The following is a 21452-nucleotide window of genomic DNA, read 5'->3' on the forward strand; positions in this document are numbered from 1 at the left end:
TAGATGTGTTTTGCAAAGATAAAAAAGTATCGCTGCTATTTTTAAGATGTGTTGGTATATTATTTCAAAATATTTTGAGTTAATCTAGAGTTTTTAAAGACACTGATTAGGCTTTAGCTGTTTATGTATAGAGGCATGAGTTTATAATCTAGTATCCATCCTGTTTCTGTGATTTTGTTAAAGGTTAAAAGATATTTCAAACAATTAAAAACACTATCTTAGCAATTAAAACCTACTTTTTGTTATTAATGAAAATAAAACTACTAATTCTATTATGGTTGTTCATGGGTAATGCGTTGGCATTTCAGGAGGACATGTCACAAATGATACAACAGGCCGACAGTTTGTTGAAACAAAAATCCTATGAACTTTCAAAAAGTCATTGGGTAGAGATTGTAAGTCAAACCCCAAAACATAATTCCAATTATTTTATTTATAGCAGTAAGTTGCAATACTGTGAGGCCAAATTATTACAGGAAGAGGGCAACTATACAGAGGCTATTCAAAAGTATTCAAGTATCCTAGACATGCTTAATAAGCATGATGTTTCTGAGACTAGGGTTTTTAGAATTGAAGTTTACAGTGGCATGTACCATTCCTTGGCTTACTCGGGTCATTGGGATAAGGCTCTGGAAACGGGAACAGAAGGCTTGAGATTCATAGATGCTTCAGTGGATACACAAACCCAAGCCGATTATATTTATGATTTAGGTTACATCAATGATAGATTAAAGAACTACAGCGAAGCAATTAAATTGTATCAACAAGCCATTTCTCTGTATGAAGCCCTAAAGGAAAACAAGTATTTTGACCTTGGATTGGCCTACAACAATTTAGCAACCGTTTACAAACAAATAGGTTTTTTTACGGAACGATTAAAAAGCTTTGAGCTGGCAAGAATATATTGGGAAAAAGCCCCTAGCATCAAACCAAGTTATTTGATTACGCTTTATGGAAATATGTTGAAGCTATATATGGAATATGGTGATGCAGGTAAAGCCAAAGATTTGTTTCAAGCCATACATGCTATAGCCAATTCCGCAGTTGAACCAAGAGATAAAGTAAATATACTGAGGTTGCAAGTATTATACCATACCTTTTCCAAAAACCTTTCAAAAGCAGAGGAAGATTTAGAAACATTTACTGAGTACTTTTTAAAATTGCCCCAAAAGGAATCATACAGCCATCATTACCTTGCCGCATTAATAGATTTGGCTGATTGTTATATTTTGGAAGGTCAAGAACAAAAAGCGTCCTTAACATTCTCTAAAGCTTTAAGCATGTGTCAAGATTTTAAGCAACCATATTATTGTATGTTGACCTTTACCCAATATACTAAATTGGCTACTTACGCTAAAGATTACCCAACAGCAATAGGCTATTTGGATGCCTCTTTGGAATTAAACGAACAAAGTCCCATTGGTTTGATAAATGTTGTTAATATTTTGATACAAAAAGCAAGCTTGCAATTGAAGCAAAATGAGGTTACCGAGGCAAATAGAACCATGAAGGAGGCACTTTCTGTGCTTGCAGAAAAAAAAGTAAATACACCTAGAGACATTACGGTCGAGACCTTTGAACAACAACACAGTTCCTTTTTTATAATAGCCATGAAGGATGCTGCAAATTTCTATTTGGACATGTATCACTTAACCCAGGAAGAAAACCATGCGCACTATGCCAAGTATTTATATGAAATGGCAGCAGAAATTTTTGGTCTGTACTATCAAAATGGGGAGTACAACGCCAACTTAAATAGCTTAAATACATCCATTAATGAGGGAATTTACCAAATGTACACCATATTACAAAGGCCATTATCGGAACAGGTATTGACCCGAATAGAACAAAACAACTCTCAAGTTTTACGAAATGAATTTGAAAGAAAACATGTTCAATTTCTTGCCATGGATAAGTCTTTATTGGCCCAAAGAAATATGTTGAAATTTGAACTTAAAAACAGTAAAGAAGGCAACGACAGCCTTACTAATGTACAAAAGGAACTCCAAGAGGCCATCACAAAATTAGATGCCGTGATTGCAGAAAAAGCTCCTATGTATGAATCTTTCTATAAAGAGGATATTAGCCTTCAGAAAATTCAACATTATCTTGGGAGAGAAGAATTGCTTGTGAAGTATTTTGTAGGTAACAAACGGGTTTATGTCATAACTTTATCGCAACAAGGCATAGAGTTATTTGATTTGGTTGACACAGAGGTGCTTAAAGAAAATCTACATTCATTTTATGCTACGCTGTCTGACCCTAAAACAAACTCTTTACCCCAATCCCGAGAGCTTTATACACAATTGATAGAGCCGTTTCAGCACAAATTGAAACCTTACAGGACCTTAACCATCTTGCCTCATGATATATTGCATTTTTTGCCATTTGAGGCCCTTCAAACCAGAAGTGGCTTATTAATAGACAGGCACAATATTCAGTACGCCAATTCTTTGTCTTTATGGTATTTTCTAAAGAGCACTCCGCATTCATCTAAAGAAGCTAAAAAGTTGCTTGCTGCATTTGCCCCACAATATGGCTTAAAGGGAGAAAACAACGATACATTAAGAGGCAATCGGTTTGAAGATTTGGAAGGGGCCCGCAAGGAGGCTATGAAAATAGCAAGTATCATTAAGGGAGACATGTATTTAAACGAAGCAGCGACCATAAAGAACTTTATGAATCAAACAGCGGCCTATAACATTTACCATTTGGCCATGCATGGTGTTTTGAACACTAACGATCATACCAAATCAGGTCTTGTATTTAATGGGAATGTTTTGTTTGATGTTTCGTCTTTTTATGGTTTGTATTTTCCTGCAGACTTGGTAGTTTTGAGTGCATGTAATACGGGTGTTGGGCAATTAACAGAAGGAGAGGGCCTATTGAACCTCTCGAATGCATTAACATATTCAGGGGTTCGGGCCAGTGTATATAGTTTATGGGAAGTTCCAGATAAAGAGACTTCTGAAATTATGGTTTCCTTTTATAGATATCTAGAAACAGGAGCCAATAAAACCGAGGCATTAGCAAATGCCAAGAGGGATTTTATTAAAAACAATCCCTTAAAAGCGCATCCCTATTATTGGGCAGGTTTTGTAATAAACGGTGATTCGGAGCCTGTTTTACAAGCAAGCAAATCAATGGCCTATGTTTTATTGCTATTGTTAATTGTTGTAGGGGCCGTCTACTTTTTTAAATATTTTAAAGGAAGGAAAGTATCAATCTAATTCCTTTAACAGGTTTTGGGCTTGGATCTGTAAATGGTTTTCCGAAGCCATGACTTTTTGTAGGTATAACTTGGCTAAGGACAGTTGTTCTTGTTTTATATATGCCAGACCTAAATACCAATTAGCAACTGCTGTAAATTCACTTTGGTTTTTTTCCCAATCGTAACTATGTAACACTTTAATACCTTCATTGGTTTTATGCTGAGCCAACAGGCTTACCCCTTTGTAAAAAAGCAAATAATCTTCGGGTTGGTTTTTATAGGCTTGATCGAATGCCAATACAGCTTCATGATAAAGTTCCTTTTCATAATACTGAAAGGCTTGGGCAGCTTTGTTTTCATTGTCTGATCCACTACGGGTCGTTATGTTTATAACATTGGGGTAAGCTTCAAAATTTTCGGCATAGATTTCCTGTAACTCCTGCTGAGGCTTGTAGAAAAGGAGTCCCAGGATCATTAAAATGGTGACGGAAGCAGCGTACAAATACCATTTATTTTTATTTTTTGGTTTATTGCTCAGCTTTTTTAATCTTTCTTTAATTTGGGAATGATTAGCTTCTGAGATGGTTTTTTGAATTTCCAATTGCTGGTAAAATTCGTTTTTAAACAGTTCATCTTCTTCAATCCACTTTTTCAATTGATTAAACTCAGCATCTGAAAGTTGATGGCTAAAATATTTCTCTATTAATGCTTCCTTATTCATGAGTTTTCTTCGCAAGTTCTTTTAATTGTTTTAAACATCTGGACTTTTGGCTTTTCAACACATCTTTGGAACTGTAGTTCAAATCCTTTTGTATCTCATCCAAAGTCTTGCCTTTATAATAATACAGTTCCAATATCTGCTGGCATTTGTCACCTAATTGAGCCCATGATTTTTTTAAGGTCTTTTGTCGTTCTTCATTAACCTCTGCTTCAAACACTTGCATCTCTTCTGAGACAAGGATGACGTTGTCTTGAGAATAAGGGAACCTAGGTTTGTTTAACTGTTTCAATATTTTAAATTTTCCTATGGCAAATAAATAGGTTTTTAAAGAACTTGTTAATTTGCTCAATTTGTTGTTTTGAATATTTTCATACAAACTGATGATGGTTTCCTGATAGATGTCTTCAATATCGTTTTTTGGTATTGAAAAAGTTCGCGCAAATAAAATAAAATCATCTTTATACTTTAGATAAACCTCATCCAACACCTTTAGGTCATTATCTTTAAGGCTCTCAATTAAATCCTGGTCTTTAACCATTAATACATTTTTTGGGGTAAAGTAAACTCCAACAAAGTTAATCTTTTTTTTAATAGTCTTTTCCTATTCTATTCCTTGTTTTAAATCTTTAAGAAACAAGCATTTTAAAACAAATTTAAAAAGTGATGTTTACTTTTAAATTTGAAAGGTATAAATAGACAAACGTTTAAAATAAATAAACAATACCAATGAATACATACAGACTGCTTATGAAACTTACCTTTCATTTTTTTTTTTTTTTGGCCACCCATGTTCAATTTCGCTCCCCAAGGAATAGGTTATTTCCCTATGGATTTACAAAGGACTAATTTTGGGCCTGAGCACTTACCAAATTGTCTATACCGGGAAATTTTGTCATGACAGGTCTTAGACCAATTTTTTCTATGGAAATATCTGGATTATAAAAGCCCATTATTTTTAAAGGCTTATAGTCCACATGAAGACCTATCTAACATGTTCCAGCATTAGGAAGTTAGCATGACTGTTCCACAAATCAAATGAAACTTTTTACTTGTTAACAGTTTATTGAAGTAAGCTACAGTTTGTGACAAGTCCAGGGGTGGTTAGGTTTCGATATTGCTTGCTGTGCTTTTTTATTTGGTAGAGACCATAAACGTCCATGAGTATCAAGATGCTAAGAACACAGTAATACTGTAATACAGTCCTGTTATGGAGAATTGAATTTTATTAGATTGCTCAAAAAAGATAGAATAATTTTAAAAATATAAAGTATAAACAACCACATGAAACGAATCACTACATTGTTATTAATTCTAGCGCTTGGCTTTCAGTTAAAAGCACAAGGGTTAAAAGAGTTGGGGCAGATCCCTCTCGATTTTACACCAGATTATATTGACTTTTCACCAAACGACCATTATATGGTTTTAGAGCATGATAGGCAATATCAAGTTTGGGATGTTAAATCTGCAACCAAGATATTGGAAGGGGAGCATGCCTTTACATTGGGACGCTATATAAAAGACTTGGCTGTGTCTACTGGAAGTGGTTATATTATGTTTGAGAATGAGCAGGTATTTATGACTTTTGATTACCAGCACAATAGCACTTTGGTCAAGGCCTATAGTCTAATAGATGGTAAGTCGCTTTGGGAAACGGATCAATTGCATATGGCCATTTCCGTTACCGAAACTATATTAACGGCTCATGGAGTTCAAGAAGGGAACCTTTTTGAACCTGGATTAAACGTAAAATCCAACTCCAATAAATTTTATACAAAGGATAAATTTATTGATAGGCTAATTAACTATCTCCCGGAACGTCAAGCCATAACCATTAACGGGAAGAATGGACTTCAATTGGTAGATGTTAAAACGGGGAAGTTACATTGGATACAAAAAGCTGTTTCAGGAGGCATTGGAGAGCTTTTGTATGATACCAAAACCAAACGTATGCTGGCGATACAGGTTCCCAATTCAGAAGGCGCCATTGATCAACTTGCATCAAAACAAGAAGTGTTGGCACTGGATGCAGGCACTGGTAAATTGTTGTGGCGTGTAGAATATTCAGGAACCTTTCAACCAGGATTTGCGTCAGTGATTGGGAATACCTTGGTGCTTCCTTATTTAGAACTGACCTTTATTGATGTTGAAACAGGAGAGGAAATTCAGGGAGATATAAAAACACGTACGCAGGCTGCTAAAACAACTACCAAGGTTTTAGGCAATATTATGGCAATAGATCGGGCTGTTCACGGGAGCGAAGAAGCGCAAGGTTCAAACAAATACAACAGGCTCATACCTCGCAAACTTCACTTCAATAGTGATGGTAAGTTATGTTACTTTACGACATTTAATGAAGAGGGTCAATTGGGGACAGGTATGAAAAAGGGATATTTAATCATTGACATCCACAAAGACAAGGTAGAAAAGGAGGAGTATGGAATTCTTGGGAATCAATGGACCGTGGTGCAGGATGAAATGGTAGATGGGCTTTTTTATGTTAAAGCTTCTGGTAATTTAAACCGCACCATGATTACTGCTCTGGATGCTAAAACGGGGGACGTGGTTTTTGAAACCAAAAAAGCCTCAAACAGTGCCGATATCACTAAATTGTTTAATCCCTTTATGGTAAGCAATGGTCGTATTGTGGATATCGTGTCTCAGGGAATTTTTATCCATGACGCCAAAACCGGGAAAGAACTGTCTTATACACGAACCAAGGACTTGGGTATTGGAAGGGTAAAGTACAGTGAATTTTATGCCAATGGGATTTTGCTTTTTGGAACGAAAGGGCTTGCCATTATAGATTTTGAGGGCAACCATTTAGCCAGTGTGGCTACAAAGAGCCTATTGGATGTTATCGCGACTAAAGAAGAGGTTTGGGTTCTGGAAAACAAAACATTTACTCGAATGCATTCCAAAAATGGTGATGTTTTGGAAACCAACATATTGCCTAAAACCGAGCATGTTTTTTTAAGTCCTTCAGGAAATACAATTGCCAATTTTAGTACTTCCAACAAGCAGTTATCCATTAAACAGCAAGGTTAAATTTTTGAACACTTTTAAACAAGAAACATTTAATAATAACTATTAATCATTAAAAATCAAAAAACTTATGAAACATGTAATGCGTATTACTTTATTAACACTTTTCTTATCATTTATGGCGTGCTCCAATGATGATGATTCCAATGACAATACAGGTATGGAGGATATTCCCATCCCTTTAAATGAAATGTCTTTTGATATATCAGGGGCAGTTGAAGGGTCCAAATCAGGGTACTGTTATGTACTTATAGTGGGCGAAAGTTCATATATGGTTTCCAGTAACGATGGCACCTCAGCTGCCGACCAAACCTTTGGGATTACACTTTATAAAGATTTTGAGGAAGATCCAGTGGGGAATCCTGCACCGGGAACCTATCCTATAGGTACAGTGGTAGATGTTTCGGGTATTGATGGGTTTTGGGTAGTATATACCGATACCCAGAACGATACTGAATTTGGTTCAGGAACCGATGCTGTGTCTGGTAGTTTAACCATCATAAGCAATACCAATAATGAACTGAAAGGAACGTTTGAATTTACTGCTACCAACAATCAAACTGGAGAAAGCATCCAGGTGACCAATGGTAAATTTTCAGCAGCCATAGACTAAATGGTCTTTAACCCGTAGCTAACAAGATTTTGATACACAAGGCTTAGTACAAAAATAGATACATAAACATTAAAAACATTTATTATGACATTGGAAACAAAACTGAATTTCTTTTTAAACAGATTTATGGCGTTCACATTGCTTTTCTTAATATCTGCTTGCTCTGTTGAAGATGGGGTAGACGGTACGGATGGAGAAGATGGTCAAGATGGGAATGCCAATGTGATAACTTCAGATTGGTTCCAAATACAATATGACGATATGAGTGGTGCCAATCCACCAACTTGGGGAGCGATGATATTAACCAATGAAGACATCCCTGAAGTAGATTTAGAAGATTTTGTTGAAACCGGAGGTGTTGCCTTAGTATATGTTAAGTTGTATGAAGGTGCTGATGAAACAGAGTATATTATTTTGCCAACTCCAACTACATTTGGAAATTTAACTTTTTTAAGTGGGTTTTCCAATTTACAATCAGTGTTAGGATTAACCATCCAGATTAACGGCCCTGATGTGTCACAGTTTGAAAATATACCAAATTTAACATTTAGATATGTGTTGATTCCAGCCAGTGTAATAGAAGCCCGTCAGGCATTAAACAAGGAACAGTGGAGCGATATCAATATCAAGGACTATAGCGAGGTGCGTTCCTTTTTGGGTATTGTACCATAATGTAATTTCAATTTCAAATTTAGGATTTGCTTTAGTGCCAACTTTTTCATTATCCGAAGTCAAATCATTTTTTGATGCAACCAAACTTAATTAATAGCATTTTTTATTTTTGGTTCACTTTAAAAGGTCTTGCCATGTGTGTCAAGGCCTTTTTTTATGGGTCATAAAACCCATGCGCATTTTAAAATTAAAATTTGTGGATAATTTTAAGTGTTTCAAAAGAGGTACATGTTTATATTTTTTATTTTTATAAAAATTAAAATATCATGGAACCTGCAGACCTTATACAAACCGTTGCAAAAACGGAAACGCTACAATCCCAACTCAGTCACATTCTGGATGCCTTTCAACAGATGGATTACCATAAACTCAACACGGTCTTGGACGACAGATATTACGAGGAAATGCCAAAAACCGCCTTTATTTACAGGCAGCAACGCATTTTTAAATTTATGCAAAGCAAAGGGGACACCCATTTAAAGCTTTCCACCAATATCTGCACAGGCTGCTTATGTGGCAAACCTGTATTTGTTTTTACGGGCAACCATTCCGGGTTGACCTATGGGGTGTATGTCGAGTTTTTAAATGATGCCATTGTGGATGTCTTCCGATGTTCGGAACAGTCCAGTAGTTCTTTTGGTTTGATGCCATTTTAAGCTTTAGTTGTATTCTCAGTTATTGTATTCAGTTTAGGTATGGATATTTTAAAACCGGTTTTAAGTTTCATTCTTTTTTTTATGGTCAGTTTGTTGGTCCAGGCAGGCAAGCTTCAGCAAGAACCCATTGACAGTACCCATTATTATTACAACAAGGTAATAAAGCCCAATTCAAAATCGGATTTGCTGCAAGCCTTTGTGTTTTACCGAAACCAAAAAGACAGGAGCTTGAAACGGGCAGATACTTTAGAGGCCGTTTATAGTTTGAGGCAATTGGCCATTATTCAAAAAAAGTTGGGTATCCTTTATGACAGTGAGAGCTCAGCCATTGAAGCCTTAGGTCTTTTGGAACAGCTACCAGCCAGTAGTGAGCGTAGGGAGTCCAAAGCAGGTATCTACAATCATTTGGGACGGGTTTATAGTGAGATGCAAGATCATGCCAATGCCATAGCCTATTATAAAAAGGCTTTGGCTTTGGCAGACAGTAAGTTACAGGATATGGTTTTGCGCAACAACATAGCCTTTGCCCAATTACAGGCAGACAGTCTTGATGTGGCCTTAGAGGCGTTTAGCTCCTTATATCAGGAAAGTTTGGTCTATCAGGATAGCGTTATCATTGCCAGAACCCTAAACAATTTGGGGTTGGTAAAAGGAAAGTTGCAAGACAGTACAGCCCTGTTGGATTTGGAACAGGCATTCAAGTTACGTGAGGCTTTGGGGAACCCAACAGATATTTTGGGCAGTTATTTGGATCTTTCGGAGTATTATATCTCTCAAGGCAAGATTGAACGGGCCAAGTTACAAGCCCAAAAAGCCTATCAATTGGCCAGGGCTTCCAATAATCCCAGTCATTTAGTGACTGCCTTGGGGGTGTTGATACAATTAAAAGAAGACCCAGAAGTTCGGTTTTACAAACAGCTTATGGACAGTATGCGAACTGCGACTATGTTGGTAGAGGGCAAGTACGCTTCCAAGAAATATGCTTTGGCAGCGCAAGAAGCTTTGGCCAACAAACGCTTGCTGGAGCTGGAGCAGGAAAAGAGCTATAAGTACCTTTATGGGTTTTTGTCTTTGTTTGTGCTTAGTTTGGGAGTGACGGTTGCAGTGTTTCAACGGCAACGTTTTAAAAAGCAAAAGCAATTGGAAGTTTATCATACCGAATTGCGTATTTCGAAAAAAGTCCATGATGAGGTGGCCAATGGGGTGTACCATGTGATGACCAAAATCCAACAAACCCCTGAGGTGCATGAAGGTATTTTAGACGATTTGGAGCGGGTGTACCATAAAACCCGAGATATTTCTAGGGAGCATCAGGACATTCAAGTCCATGAACATTTTAAAGAGACCTTGTTGGATTTGATAAGCAATTATAAAAGCGATAGGGTAAACATCCTTACCAAGGATCTTTCCAAGATAGATTGGTCTTTGCTTAGCAGTCAAAAAAAGATAGCTTTGTACCGGGTGATACAGGAGTTGTTGATCAATATGAAAAAGCACAGTCAGGCCTCGGTAGTGGTCATCAGTTTTGCTCAACAATCCAAAACATTAACGGTTAGCTACAAGGATAATGGTCAAGGTTGTAGCCTAAAAAAGCAGAATGGACTTCAAAATACGGAAAACCGTATAAAAAGCATAAAAGGTTCCATTACTTTTAGCTCAGAAATAAACCAAGGCTTTCAAGCTGTTATCATTATCTAATATGTTTAAAAAGGTTATACTAGCAGACGATTTGGTGAGCATCAATCTGGGCATGCTTACTGTTTTAGATACATTAAAGATAGGGCAGGTAGAAACTGTACAATATTGTGATGATGCGTTTTTACGAATAAAACGTGCCTTCCAGGACCAGGACCCTTTTGATTTGTTGATTACCGATTTGTCTTTTAAGAAGGATCATCGCGATCAAAATTACCCTTCGGGTGAGTCACTTATTGAGGCTTTACATGCCGAGTATCCAGAATTGCCCATTATTGTTTATTCCATAGAAGACCGTATTCAACGCGTGCGCAAGCTGCTTACCCAAAATGGGGTGAATGCCTATGTGTGTAAAGGTCGGAGAGGGCTTATAGAGCTTAAGGAAGCCATACAGGCTGTGTACGAACAGGAACTTTATGTATCGCCACAGGTAGCTCCTGCTTTAAGCAAGAAAACCGATTTGGAAATAGATGATTTCGACATCCTTGTGTTGAAGCATTTGTCGTTGGGTTTGTCGCAAGACCAGATCAGTCAGCAATTGAAAAACGATGGTGTTAGTCCAAACAGTTTAAGTACCATAGAAAAGCGTCTCAACAAACTGCGCATTCAGTTTAAGGCCAATAATGCCATACATTTGGTGGCCATTGTTAAAGATTTGGGCTTGATATAAACTTTTTTTTCATTTTTACGGAAAGCCGTAAGGATATTAGATTTATGCTCTTTAGTTTTGTTGTAAGCTATTAATTCATATTAATTAGTGTGGGAAAATGAAAAAGCGTATCCAGTTTGGGTGCGCTTTTTTTGTTTATGCTTTCAAGCGTTTTGAGGTCCCCTTTATTGGAATGGTGCTTAGGCTGTGGTTTCCATTGGGTTGTTATTGGGTTGATACGGATTAGGGATAAGGTATATACGCTATACATACGCTATATATACGCTATAGCTATTGTTTATTTGGCTAATATTCATTACTTTAGGGAGACTTTTTTAGGTATTATTTATTCATATTAATTATTGTTTATTATGGCACGACAAAAAGGTATTATTAAGATTATTGGCACCCTTGGAGACGCTAATTTTTACGAAGACAAAGAGGTGGGTGCTTTGGTTAGAACTGCTGGTGGTGGTTTTGATGGCTACACAATCCGTACGAGTCCAAAAATGGTACGCGTACGGGAAAACGCGAGTGAATTTGGTAATTGCAGTCGGGTGAAGAAACAGTTTCGTTTGGCTTTGATGCCCTTTTTCCATGGGATTAAGAGTAGGGCCTTCAATTCGGATCTAATGAGTTTGTTTATGCATATTAAAGCTTTAGACCAGGTATCTGAGCGAGGTAAGAGACATATGCGTTATGGGATACAAACAGCTAAAGGAAGGCAGCTCATAAAACGGTATCCCTTTGTTCCGGAACAAGATCTGGTGGTTGGTTTTTGTGACCAGGCTACTTTTTATTGGTCGACGCAGCAGTTGGATGTTAGTGATTTTAATCCAGATCTATATAAGGTACCAAAAACAGCCACGCATATAGGTGTGACTTTGGGCGTGTTGGATTTTGATTTTGAAAGTTTAGAAAGCTCTTTAAGTGTTTCGCCTGTTCACTTTTTGGAACTAGGTGGAGGGGTTACTTCCTTTAGTTTAACTCCAGACCAGGTAGCTGTTCCAGAACATGTGGGATTTGTGGTTTTAGGTTTGCGTTATTACGAGATTATTGAAACAGAGGTGTATGCCTTTAAGCAGCCTTTAGGGATTAGGGTTTTGGATGTTTTGGTTTAGTGAACACCCCTTAACACCCCCCTAACCCCCCTCAAAGGGGGAATTTTTTTTTGGATATTTCAAATGAAATACCCCCTTAACCCGCTCAAGGGGGAGGTTTTTTTTTAGGGGGGCAATCTGGTATGTTTGGGTTTAAGAGCCAATAATCAAATGAAAAAGTACTGAGAAGGCATTAGTAACTTTCGCAAATGTATTTTTTAATGATATATTTTGTAATTTTTTTTAATGTTTTGCCCGTTTCTGGGTGTAGGCCCACTGAGGTAAAAAACTCTAATTCTCCTGATTTGTTTTTTCCATACCAAAGCATTTCTGTGCCATCATTCTTAAAAAAAACAGTATCACAGTTGGGGTCTATTTTTTTGAAATGCTCTATACGGTCTGCATTATATAATTTCAATAACCCTTGATTTAAAGAATTTGAATTAAAGTCGGTTTCCACATACCTATCCTTTTGCCATACCATCCATTTTTGTTGGTTTACGGCGTGATAACCATAAAATGCTAAACTTATTATTGCCAGTATAAGCAAGTAATATTTATAAGTACTTATGGTTCTTTTTATAAGTGAACTATTGCTGTTTTTGTCTTTGTTATCGATCTTTTTTTTAAAGTCGGAATAGGTGCTATATCCTAAATAGTTGCATAGCCCGGAAACGATTTTCACTTGGGTAATGTTGATATCCCTTTCTTGGTCTTTTTCAAGTTCCAGAGCTAGCTTATGGTAATCCCTGTATCTTCTTTCGCCTAGTGAGAAGCCTATGAGCTTATCAATGGCATCGGATATTTCCTCAGCTATTTTGACCGTTGACGGATTTAATTCTCCTTTTAAGATTAACTCGTTTTTAGCTTTTTCGAATGCTTTTACAATTAAAGTTTTATGCATTTGGAAGGGATTTGTTAGCCATTAAAGTTACATAAATATTTGTGTATGCAGTTGGAAAAAGTTTTCCAACCATTTTCCAAGGCATTTCCGGATGATTTCCTGTATTAGATGAAAAGATCTGATTCATTTGCTTTAAAGAATTGAAAAGATGGGTTTCTAGTGGTTGCTAGGGAAGAGCCACTATAACCCTTCTTTTAGTTCTCACTTCCCGAAATAGAGAGACGTCTCCAATTAACATGTGTGAGTAGCACTAGCTATAACTGGATCCAATTTGTATTGGACAGCCACACGAATGTCTAATTTTTAAAAAGCAATGTGATGAAAAAAATAATACTGATCCTTTTGGTAAGCTGTTTTTATATAAGCATGGTGTCCTGTACACCGGAAGAAGTAGCAGATAGCACACAATCTGCCACCTGCTGTGGCAATGAAGGGGATTTGCCACCACCACCGCCTCCACCACCAGGAGGCTAGATAGGGGAAGGTGCACTGATCTTTGATTGGAAAAGAGGACATATGGTATTACATATTCCTCTTTTTTTTGTGTTTTACGGAATCCCGTAAAGAATTGAAAATTAATGAGGTTAAGTTTGGTTTATTATTTACTTAATTAAATAAGTAAAATCTATAATTATCTTTAAGAACATGAGAAAACCATACCTCTTTGTGCTATTTGTTTTAACACTTTACAGTTGCTCAAATGATAATTCTAAAATTAATTATATAGAAGATTTTGCAGTATTCATTGAAGAGTTAGAATTTCAAAAAGCATCTGAATCTAAAATTAATTGGGAGAACAAAGAAGACTCTCTTAATATGTTTATTAAAAGAAAAAATAATTTTAGATTGTCTTCCAATGATGAAAATGCGATTGCACTTTTACTTGAGAAATTCCATAGTTTAAAAGAGCCAAACGCTAATCCAGAAATGAATGTAAATTTCTATTTTGAGAATTCGTTAAGTATGAATGGGTATTTAAGCGGTAAAAACTTCAAAAAAGTAATGCATCGTATTTATGGTAATTTAGGTGCTTACACAGTAAATCCTTTTTTTGTTAATACCAAAGAATACCCTCAAGACGATGTTCTTAATAAAATTGACAATAGTAATATAAAAGAAGGTGATGTCGGTAATTCCGATCATCTGTTTATTTTTTCAAATGCTATTGAAAATGCAAAAGAAAATAACTTGAGTATTGTTGTTACCGATGGTATTTATTCGGTTAAAGATGGTGATGTTGATATTGTTTCAATAGATATCGAAACTGCTTTTAAAAATGCATTAACCAAAAATGGAATTGAAACAGTAGTTTTAAAGTTATCATCAGAGTTTAATGGACAATATTATCAGGAAGCTAGTTGCCCAAATAAGAAAAAAGGAGGTATAACAATTAATCAACAGGATAGACCATATTATGTGATGCTTTTTGGGAACTCTCAAAGTATTGATAAAGCACTCAATGAGATTACAGTCATCGATGAATTGCCTGGATTTGAAGAACAAGCTAGATTCTTCTTAACAAAAAACTTGAAAGCTAATTACACCATTTTAACAACAGGCGACGAAAAGCATGGAACATTCAAAGCATCAAAAAGAGGGTCTGATATAATTGAGGAAATCGAAGATGTTGAAAAGTTTGAAAAATCCGGCTTCGGTGGAACACCTAAAAATGAAAATTATTTACAATTCGGTGTTGCAATCGATTATTCTTCAATAAACTTACCAAATACATATAAAGAAGATATAGAAAACTATTGGGTTGATGACCAATTGGGGTATACCGTTACTTCAGTATCAAATGTTGCTGACATGGACAAGTCCTCAAAAACTTTCAAAGAAGTTCAGCATATTAATGATAAAAATAAAACCAATTTCACCCATGTCATAACCGTTAAGGCAGATAAAAACTTATATGGTAATTTAAATATACAATTACAAAATAATCTACCTGCATGGATTGAAAATACTGGTGTAAATGATGATTGTGATATTATTGATGATGTTTCACACACCTTCGCCTTCGACCAATTAATGATTGGCATTTCTAAAGCCTATCAAAAAGTTAATAATAATAGTCAATACCTCGATATCAATTTAAAAATAAAGCCTTAACTATGAATGATTTTATTGCTAGTTTGTATGACCCCTGGTTTAATTACGAGTTATATAAAGATTTACAAGATGGTGTGTTTAATGCTTTCGATTTTCAAAAATTGGGCTGGAGCCTAATTATTGTTTCGATAATCCTCCTTCTTGTATTTTATAAACTTTGGGACCCAGTAAAAAAACCACGTTTTAAATGGATAATAACACTTCTATTTGTGGGTATATTCATGTTCGCTATTTGTTATGCTTTATTATTTAATAATATTGAACTATTACAATATCTGGGCAATTATACAGGATATGGAGGAGAACCGAATCCTCAATATTTTATATTACAAATGGCTATAATTTCCTTTGTATATGGAGTTGCTTTAGCAGGGTTGTTATCAATTCCAATTAAATATATAAGTGTAGGTAACAAACATAATCCTTTTTAAATTATGGCAAAATTATATGTATTTGGAATTGGAGGAACTGGTTCCAGAGTTTTAAAATCGCTAACCATGTTGTTAGCTTCTGGGGTTAAACTCCAAAATGGCTTTGATACCGTAGTGCCATTAATAATAGATCCCGATGCCGCTAATGGCGATTTAAATAGAACCGCAGATATTTTAACAAAATATCAAAACATTTATAATGCGGTTGGAGAAAATAATCAGATGTTTGGAACCAAGATTTTAACTTTAAAACAGTTGGTAGATGAAAACTTACCTAATGTATCAGATCATTTTAAATTTGGTATGACAAATACGGGGCAAAAATTTGGTGACTATATTGATTATAATGGGTTAGATAAAGAAAATAAAGCCCTCGTAGATCTTTTATTTAGCCCTGAAAATTTGGAAGCCGACATGACTGTTGGCTTTAAAGGAAACCCGAATATAGGGAGTGTAGTTTTAAATCGTTTTGCAGAATCTGCCGAGTATAAAGAGTTTACCAATTCTTTTAACCCAGGAGACGCTATCTTTATTATAAGCTCAATTTTTGGAGGAACAGGAGCTTCTGGTTTTCCATTGTTGTTGAAAAATTTAAGGGTAAATAATCCTGCTATAGTCAATTCTAGCGAAATTAGTACTTCTACAATTGGAGCAATAACCTATTTGCCTTATTTCAAAGTTTCAACTACAGATAAGGAAGGTCAGGCAATAGATTCTTCTACCTTTTACAGTAAATCTAAAGCAGCTTTAAGTTATTATCAGCATGCTATTTTTGACAAGGAAGAATCTTTAGATGCGTTTTATTATTTAGGTGATTATTCAAATAATAATATGCCATATGCTGAAGGGAAAAGTGAGCAAAAAAATAACGCACACTTTTTAGAATTAGCAGGGGCATTATCTATAATAGATTTCACAAAAGATTTTCAAAGTTTCGGTAATGGGCAAAATACCACTATCAAAGAGTTCGGGATTGAGGCACATGAAGGTAATAAGTTGAAACTAGAACATCTAGGGCAATGGTCTAAAAATCAAATAAGCTTACCATTATCTAAAATGGTATTGTTGTATAAGTTCTTCGAAAAATCTCAAGATGTATTATTTAAGAGCAGAGGAGGGTTCAACAAAGGGGAAAATGGTGTTAGTAAACAATTCTACAATCAAGATTTTTATACGGTTTACTTCAAAAAATTCATGGAATATTTCAATGAGTGGATGAACGAAATGGACAATAACGATGTGTCATTTGCACCTTATCATGATAATCAAGAGCATGATACGCTTTTAGATTTTATTAAAGGAAAAGAAGTGTCGAGAGGGGGGCCTTTTGGAATTAAAAATAAATCTACAGCTAATAAAATAATAACCAGTGCTGATAAAATCATCAGAGAACAAACTTATGATGATGAAACAGAAGCTTCAAGGTTTTTAAAAGTTTTTGATGATGTTTTAACTGAACATGTAACTAATATTTTAAATTAATTTAGAATGGCTAAAAAGGTTTTTCGTATACATAACGATGGAGCACAAAATCCAGATTGGTTTGCTTCCGATCAAATAAATGCAACATTAATAGACAATATAGTTACTGATGGTGGTGATGGCAAAAAATTACCCACTTCCATACCCAGTCCTTTCGCTAGAATTGATTTAGTAAGAACTGCTTTTGCTGCAATTGGATCTTCTGGTAATTTAGATGGAATTACAAGAAACGGTAGAGCAGTAGCAACAGATAATCATAAATTAGTTTCGGATGCATTAGATATTGGTCAACTGCTTTTTAATTTTGACAAGCATCAGAATGATTTACAGCTGATCGAATGGAATAAGGAACGTAGCCTTAATAATTTATTGAATGGCAACCCAAGTCAAAAACATTTGGGAAATACGTTGAAACTCTTTTTACAACAAGACAGGAAACAATATAATTTTAGTGAATTCGAGAACATTTATATTTTATTATACAAGCATAAGATTATAGGTGGCACCTCTCCAAGAACTTTATTTTTTGCTGCGCCTAATGCTCAAGAAACAGACATAAAATTTGGACAGGATACGATGTTAGACGACATGCTATTGCCATTATACAAAAGAGATGCTCATTACATTAAATATCTTGTTGCATTATCTAAATCAAATAATTTCAATCAGTTATTCCCTGAATTTAATAGCTACATTATAAAAACTATTGATAAGATTTATGAGACAGACTTGAATCTGCATCAGGAACTTATGACTTTTGATCCAGAGGTTTATTTAAAATCGCTTAATGGTGTTTTGTATAATAACAATGCAGGCCAACCAATTGAAGTGATAAATGGTCTTTTCTTAAAGCAATTTGAAAAGGATTCATCAATAATCGAAAGTAAGAGTGATTTTGTTATTAAGGCTTCTAAAGTTATTGAAGGTAATAAACCATTAGTTTTGCCAGTAGAAATTTTAAATCTGCCATACATTTATACTGAAGATAAATGGGATAGTAAAACAAAAGTACCTTGCGAAGTTAATATTCCACTAAATCAACGGCAATTACCAGACCAAGGTGATAAATATCCTTATTTAACAATGAATGATTTTTTGACAGAATCAATCATTAAGTTACCTTACAAAATAGATAGTGATAAATTCTTAACCATTGGTGATGAGCAATATTTAATTCCACTACAACCACTCTTTTTTAATTATTTTTCTACAAAAGACTTATTAAATGGAAATCTAATTAAAATAAAGGAGCTTGCAGGAAGTAGTGTACAAGTAGAGTTAAACATTCCTATTAAAAAAGGTTTTATTTCATACACAAAAATCTATAACTTAAAATCGAATATCTCCGGTGAAAATAGGCAAGATAAAGGACGAATTATTGAGAAATCATTTGCTATGGCACTTTATCCCTTTAATAAAAGTGAGCAAACTAAAATTAATTATACAGTTGGTTTAGCTGATATCTATCCCGATAGTTCTAGCAAACTTTCTGTTCAGTTATTCAAGGATTCCGATGTTAATGTTATTACACCTAGAAAAGTTAAAGAAAGGTCTAATAAGCCTTATGTAACTTCCCAAACAATAATTAATGAAGGTTTTGATACTATGGCTGTTACTTTAGGTAATAGTGTTAATTATCTAATACCTCTTTGGGAGGAATATACAGTTTCAGGGGGCGATGCCTATAAGTTTGCAATTGATTTTGGCACAACCAATACGCACATAGAATATGCTATTGAAGGACAAGGAAGTGCTAAAGCTTTTAATATTTCAGAAATAGATGAACAGATTGCGTTTTTAATGCCAGCGAATGCACCTCGTAGAACAGAAGCTATAAGAGATATAGAAGATGGGGAATCGTATTTAATGCAAGAAATAATACCGAAAAACATTGGTGAAAATGAAATGGTTAAATCTCCATTTAGATCTTGTTTAATTCAGAATAGTAATGTTAATTACGAGTTGGCAACTTTTACATTTGCAGATGCAAATATTGGATTTGAATACGAGAAAAAAGGTATTAGACCATACCTAAAAACGTTTACAAATTTAAAATGGTCAAATGAGGCCAATAATGAAAAGCAAGTCAAGCATTATATCGAAGAGTTATTAATGCTTTGTAAAAATAAAGTTTTAAAGAACAATGGCGATTTAAGTCAAACTAAAGTCATTTGGTTTTATCCAGTTAGTATGACGACAAATCATTTAAAAAGATTTAGAAGAATTTGGCAGGAATCCTTTGATGAGATTTTTAATATTTCTGAAGACAATTTATCTGATTTCCCAGAGAGTATTGCACCTTTTTATCACTACAAAAGTGATGGAAATATACGTACAGCAGCAAAACCTTCAGTTTCTATTGATATAGGTGGAGGTACAACGGATGTTATGATATATTTTGATGAAAAACCACAATTAATAACCTCTTTTAAATTTGCAGGCAACTCAATTTTTGGTGATGGATTTAATGGTAATATTAATGCCAACGGATTTGTTCAAAAATACAAAACGCAGATTGAACATACTTTGTCTCAAAATAAATTAGTTGAGGAAATTAAGATTTTAGATAAAATTTATTCCGATTATCAATCATCTACTGATTTGATAAATTTCCTATTCTCTTTAGAAGATAACAAAAACATTAAAGAGAAGCATTTAGACATCGACTTTGGTAAAAAACTATCCGATGATGATGATTTCAAAATTATATTCCTCTTGTTTTATACCTCAATCGTATATCATATAGCAGAGTTAATGGAACTAAAAGGTATTGCGCATCCTAGAAATATTGTATTCAGTGGAACTGGATCTAAAACATTGAAGATTGTAGATTCCAGTAAAAAATTAGATTCTCTTACAACGCTTTTTGAGAGGATTTTTAATAAAGTACATGTTGCTAGCGATTCTAAATTAACGCTCAAAACTAAAGAGAATCCTAAAGAAGTAACTTGCAAAGGAGGATTTAATATTGATGATGAATTAAATGGGATTAAACATACAGATTTAATTGAAATCAATTTAGGTAATTATGAAAATCCAAAAGTACAGTCTAAAGCGGCAGGAATAGAAAATACAATTTGTTATAAGGATGTAGACAACGCTTATTTAAATGATGTGGCTAAAAATGTCAACAGGTTTTATGAGATGTTTAATGAGTTAGTATTAGAATTAGACTTTAAAGGTGAATTTGGTGTATCTAATAAGTCCATTGAAATATTTAATAAAATTAAATCTTATGATCAATTAGATTATTTGATGCAAGGAGTGAAATCTTTAAAGGAAGACTCAACACCTGATGAGCCTGTCGCACAAAGCTTATTCTTTTTTCCATTAATAGGATTAATGTATGATTTAGCTTCAGCAATTAATGAATCTTAATACTTGGCTTTAATATGAACGTATTTTATTTAATCATTTCAAGTTTTAAGATTCTAAATGCAAATAGTTTTTATTTGTTAGTTCAAGATATGGGTGTTCATGAGGTTTCTGAACCTTTTAATTATACGAATCTTATTATTTACATAATTGTAGGACTTTCTTTGCTTTTTAATATAGTTGTTTTACTGTCAAAAAAGAATAGAAGAAAAGGAAACAAGTATGATAAACCAGAAGTTAATTATGAGGATTGGTATAACAAAGAAAAAAACAAGAACAGTCAATTAAACAATGAGATTAGAAATCTAAAAAACAAAATATTCTCATTAGAAAATAAGAGAGTTTCTAACTATGAAGAAAAAAAGGATTCTCAAGTTGAAGGTAAAATGCAATCTTCCCTATCAAGTCCTACTATTGAACAACAATATGAAGATGAAAAACCAAAAACTTTTGATCTAGAAATTACTAAACCACAAACAATCTATCTACCTTCTCCTTTTGAAAATAATAGATTTTCTATAGAAGATGTTAGTAACGAACAAATGCCAACCTCTTTATATCAAATAATATTAGATGCTTCAAATACCACTGGAAAACTATTAATAATTGAAAATGCTGACTTCACTAGGGCTTTAAATTCTCCTGATCATTATTTAGAAAAAGCTTGTATTTATGAAAATGCTTTTAGTCCCAATGCAAATGGGATAAATATTGTCGAACCTGGAAGGGTGAAATTAGAGAATCAAGATTGGTTGATTATACAAAAAATCAAAATTAAGTTTATTTAAG

17 protein-coding genes are annotated in these 21452 nt (G+C 34.5%); 14 read left to right on the forward strand and 3 right to left on the reverse strand.

Annotation, left to right across the window (positions count from 1 at the left end; translation table 11 throughout):
- Positions 1-248: 248 nt before the first annotated feature.
- Positions 249-3230: a CHAT domain-containing protein gene (locus D778_RS06060; RefSeq protein WP_040491658.1), complete on the forward strand. Its 2982-nt coding sequence runs from the start codon at positions 249-251 to the stop codon at positions 3228-3230.
- Here D778_RS06060 and D778_RS06065 read toward each other — a convergent pair.
- Together D778_RS06065 and D778_RS06070 are read right to left on the reverse strand one after the other, a co-directional pair.
- A complete protein-coding gene (locus D778_RS06065; protein ID WP_040491660.1) occupies positions 3222-3932 on the reverse strand; it encodes a tetratricopeptide repeat protein in 711 nt (236 codons plus the stop codon). The two genes, D778_RS06060 and D778_RS06065, sit on opposite strands and share 9 nt — an antisense overlap.
- Entirely contained in the window at positions 3925-4470 is a 546-nt protein-coding gene (locus D778_RS06070) for an RNA polymerase sigma factor (RefSeq protein ID WP_007648717.1), read from the reverse strand. The genes D778_RS06065 and D778_RS06070 overlap by 8 nt, the downstream gene beginning before the upstream one ends.
- 743 nt (positions 4471-5213) lie before the next feature.
- Between D778_RS06070 and D778_RS06075 the strand changes: the two genes are divergently transcribed.
- The 7 genes from D778_RS06075 (at position 5214) to D778_RS06105 (ending at position 12380) form a co-directional block, all read left to right on the forward strand.
- Positions 5214-6977 carry an outer membrane protein assembly factor BamB family protein gene (locus D778_RS06075; RefSeq protein WP_007648723.1) on the forward strand — a complete coding sequence of 588 codons (1764 nt, stop codon included), beginning with the start codon at positions 5214-5216 and terminating at the stop codon, positions 6975-6977.
- A gap of 67 nt (positions 6978-7044) precedes the next feature.
- Positions 7045-7587 carry a DUF6252 domain-containing protein gene (locus tag D778_RS06080; RefSeq protein WP_155949897.1) on the forward strand — a complete coding sequence of 181 codons (543 nt, stop codon included), beginning with the start codon at positions 7045-7047 and terminating at the stop codon, positions 7585-7587.
- A gap of 84 nt (positions 7588-7671) precedes the next feature.
- Positions 7672-8259 (forward strand): hypothetical protein, encoded by a 588-nt coding sequence (locus D778_RS06085; RefSeq protein ID WP_007648727.1) that lies wholly within the window; start codon positions 7672-7674, stop codon positions 8257-8259.
- A 266-nt stretch (positions 8260-8525) separates the two neighbouring features.
- Positions 8526-8915, forward strand: coding sequence for a hypothetical protein (locus D778_RS06090; protein ID WP_007648730.1), 390 nt, complete (start codon positions 8526-8528; stop codon positions 8913-8915).
- A gap of 39 nt (positions 8916-8954) precedes the next feature.
- Positions 8955-10613: a tetratricopeptide repeat-containing sensor histidine kinase gene (locus D778_RS06095; RefSeq protein ID WP_007648741.1), complete on the forward strand. Its 1659-nt coding sequence runs from the start codon at positions 8955-8957 to the stop codon at positions 10611-10613.
- A 1-nt stretch (position 10614) separates the two neighbouring features.
- On the forward strand, positions 10615-11280 hold the full coding sequence (locus D778_RS06100) for a DNA-binding response regulator (protein ID WP_007648743.1): 666 nt from the start codon (positions 10615-10617) through the stop codon (positions 11278-11280).
- 350 nt (positions 11281-11630) lie between these two features.
- Positions 11631-12380 (forward strand): hypothetical protein, encoded by a 750-nt coding sequence (locus D778_RS06105; protein WP_040491663.1) that lies wholly within the window; start codon positions 11631-11633, stop codon positions 12378-12380.
- 172 nt (positions 12381-12552) lie between these two features.
- On the opposite strand, the gene D778_RS06110 is transcribed toward D778_RS06105, so the two are convergent.
- Entirely contained in the window at positions 12553-13263 is a 711-nt protein-coding gene (locus tag D778_RS06110; protein ID WP_007648747.1) for a hypothetical protein, read from the reverse strand.
- A gap of 318 nt (positions 13264-13581) precedes the next feature.
- On the opposite strand from D778_RS06110, the gene D778_RS14670 reads away from it, so the two are divergent.
- From D778_RS14670 to D778_RS06135, 6 genes are all read left to right on the forward strand, one after another.
- Positions 13582-13737 (forward strand): hypothetical protein, encoded by a 156-nt coding sequence (locus D778_RS14670; protein ID WP_007648749.1) that lies wholly within the window; start codon positions 13582-13584, stop codon positions 13735-13737.
- A 171-nt stretch (positions 13738-13908) separates the two neighbouring features.
- Complete coding sequence (locus D778_RS06115; protein WP_007648751.1) at positions 13909-15375, forward strand: hypothetical protein; 1467 nt, start codon at positions 13909-13911, stop codon at positions 15373-15375.
- Between the two features lie 2 nt (positions 15376-15377).
- Complete coding sequence (locus tag D778_RS06120) at positions 15378-15806, forward strand: hypothetical protein (protein ID WP_040491664.1); 429 nt, start codon at positions 15378-15380, stop codon at positions 15804-15806.
- A gap of 3 nt (positions 15807-15809) precedes the next feature.
- Positions 15810-17288 carry a hypothetical protein gene (locus tag D778_RS06125; protein ID WP_007648757.1) on the forward strand — a complete coding sequence of 493 codons (1479 nt, stop codon included), beginning with the start codon at positions 15810-15812 and terminating at the stop codon, positions 17286-17288.
- Between the two features lie 6 nt (positions 17289-17294).
- Positions 17295-20666, forward strand: a complete 3372-nt coding sequence (locus D778_RS06130; RefSeq protein ID WP_007648758.1) for a cell division protein FtsA — start codon at positions 17295-17297, stop codon at positions 20664-20666.
- A 14-nt stretch (positions 20667-20680) separates the two neighbouring features.
- Complete coding sequence (locus tag D778_RS06135; RefSeq protein ID WP_007648760.1) at positions 20681-21451, forward strand: hypothetical protein; 771 nt, start codon at positions 20681-20683, stop codon at positions 21449-21451.
- The last annotated feature ends 1 nt before the right edge of the window (position 21452 follow it).

This window comes from Xanthomarina gelatinilytica (assembly GCF_000348685.1).
Classification (GTDB): domain Bacteria; phylum Bacteroidota; class Bacteroidia; order Flavobacteriales; family Flavobacteriaceae; genus Xanthomarina; species Xanthomarina gelatinilytica.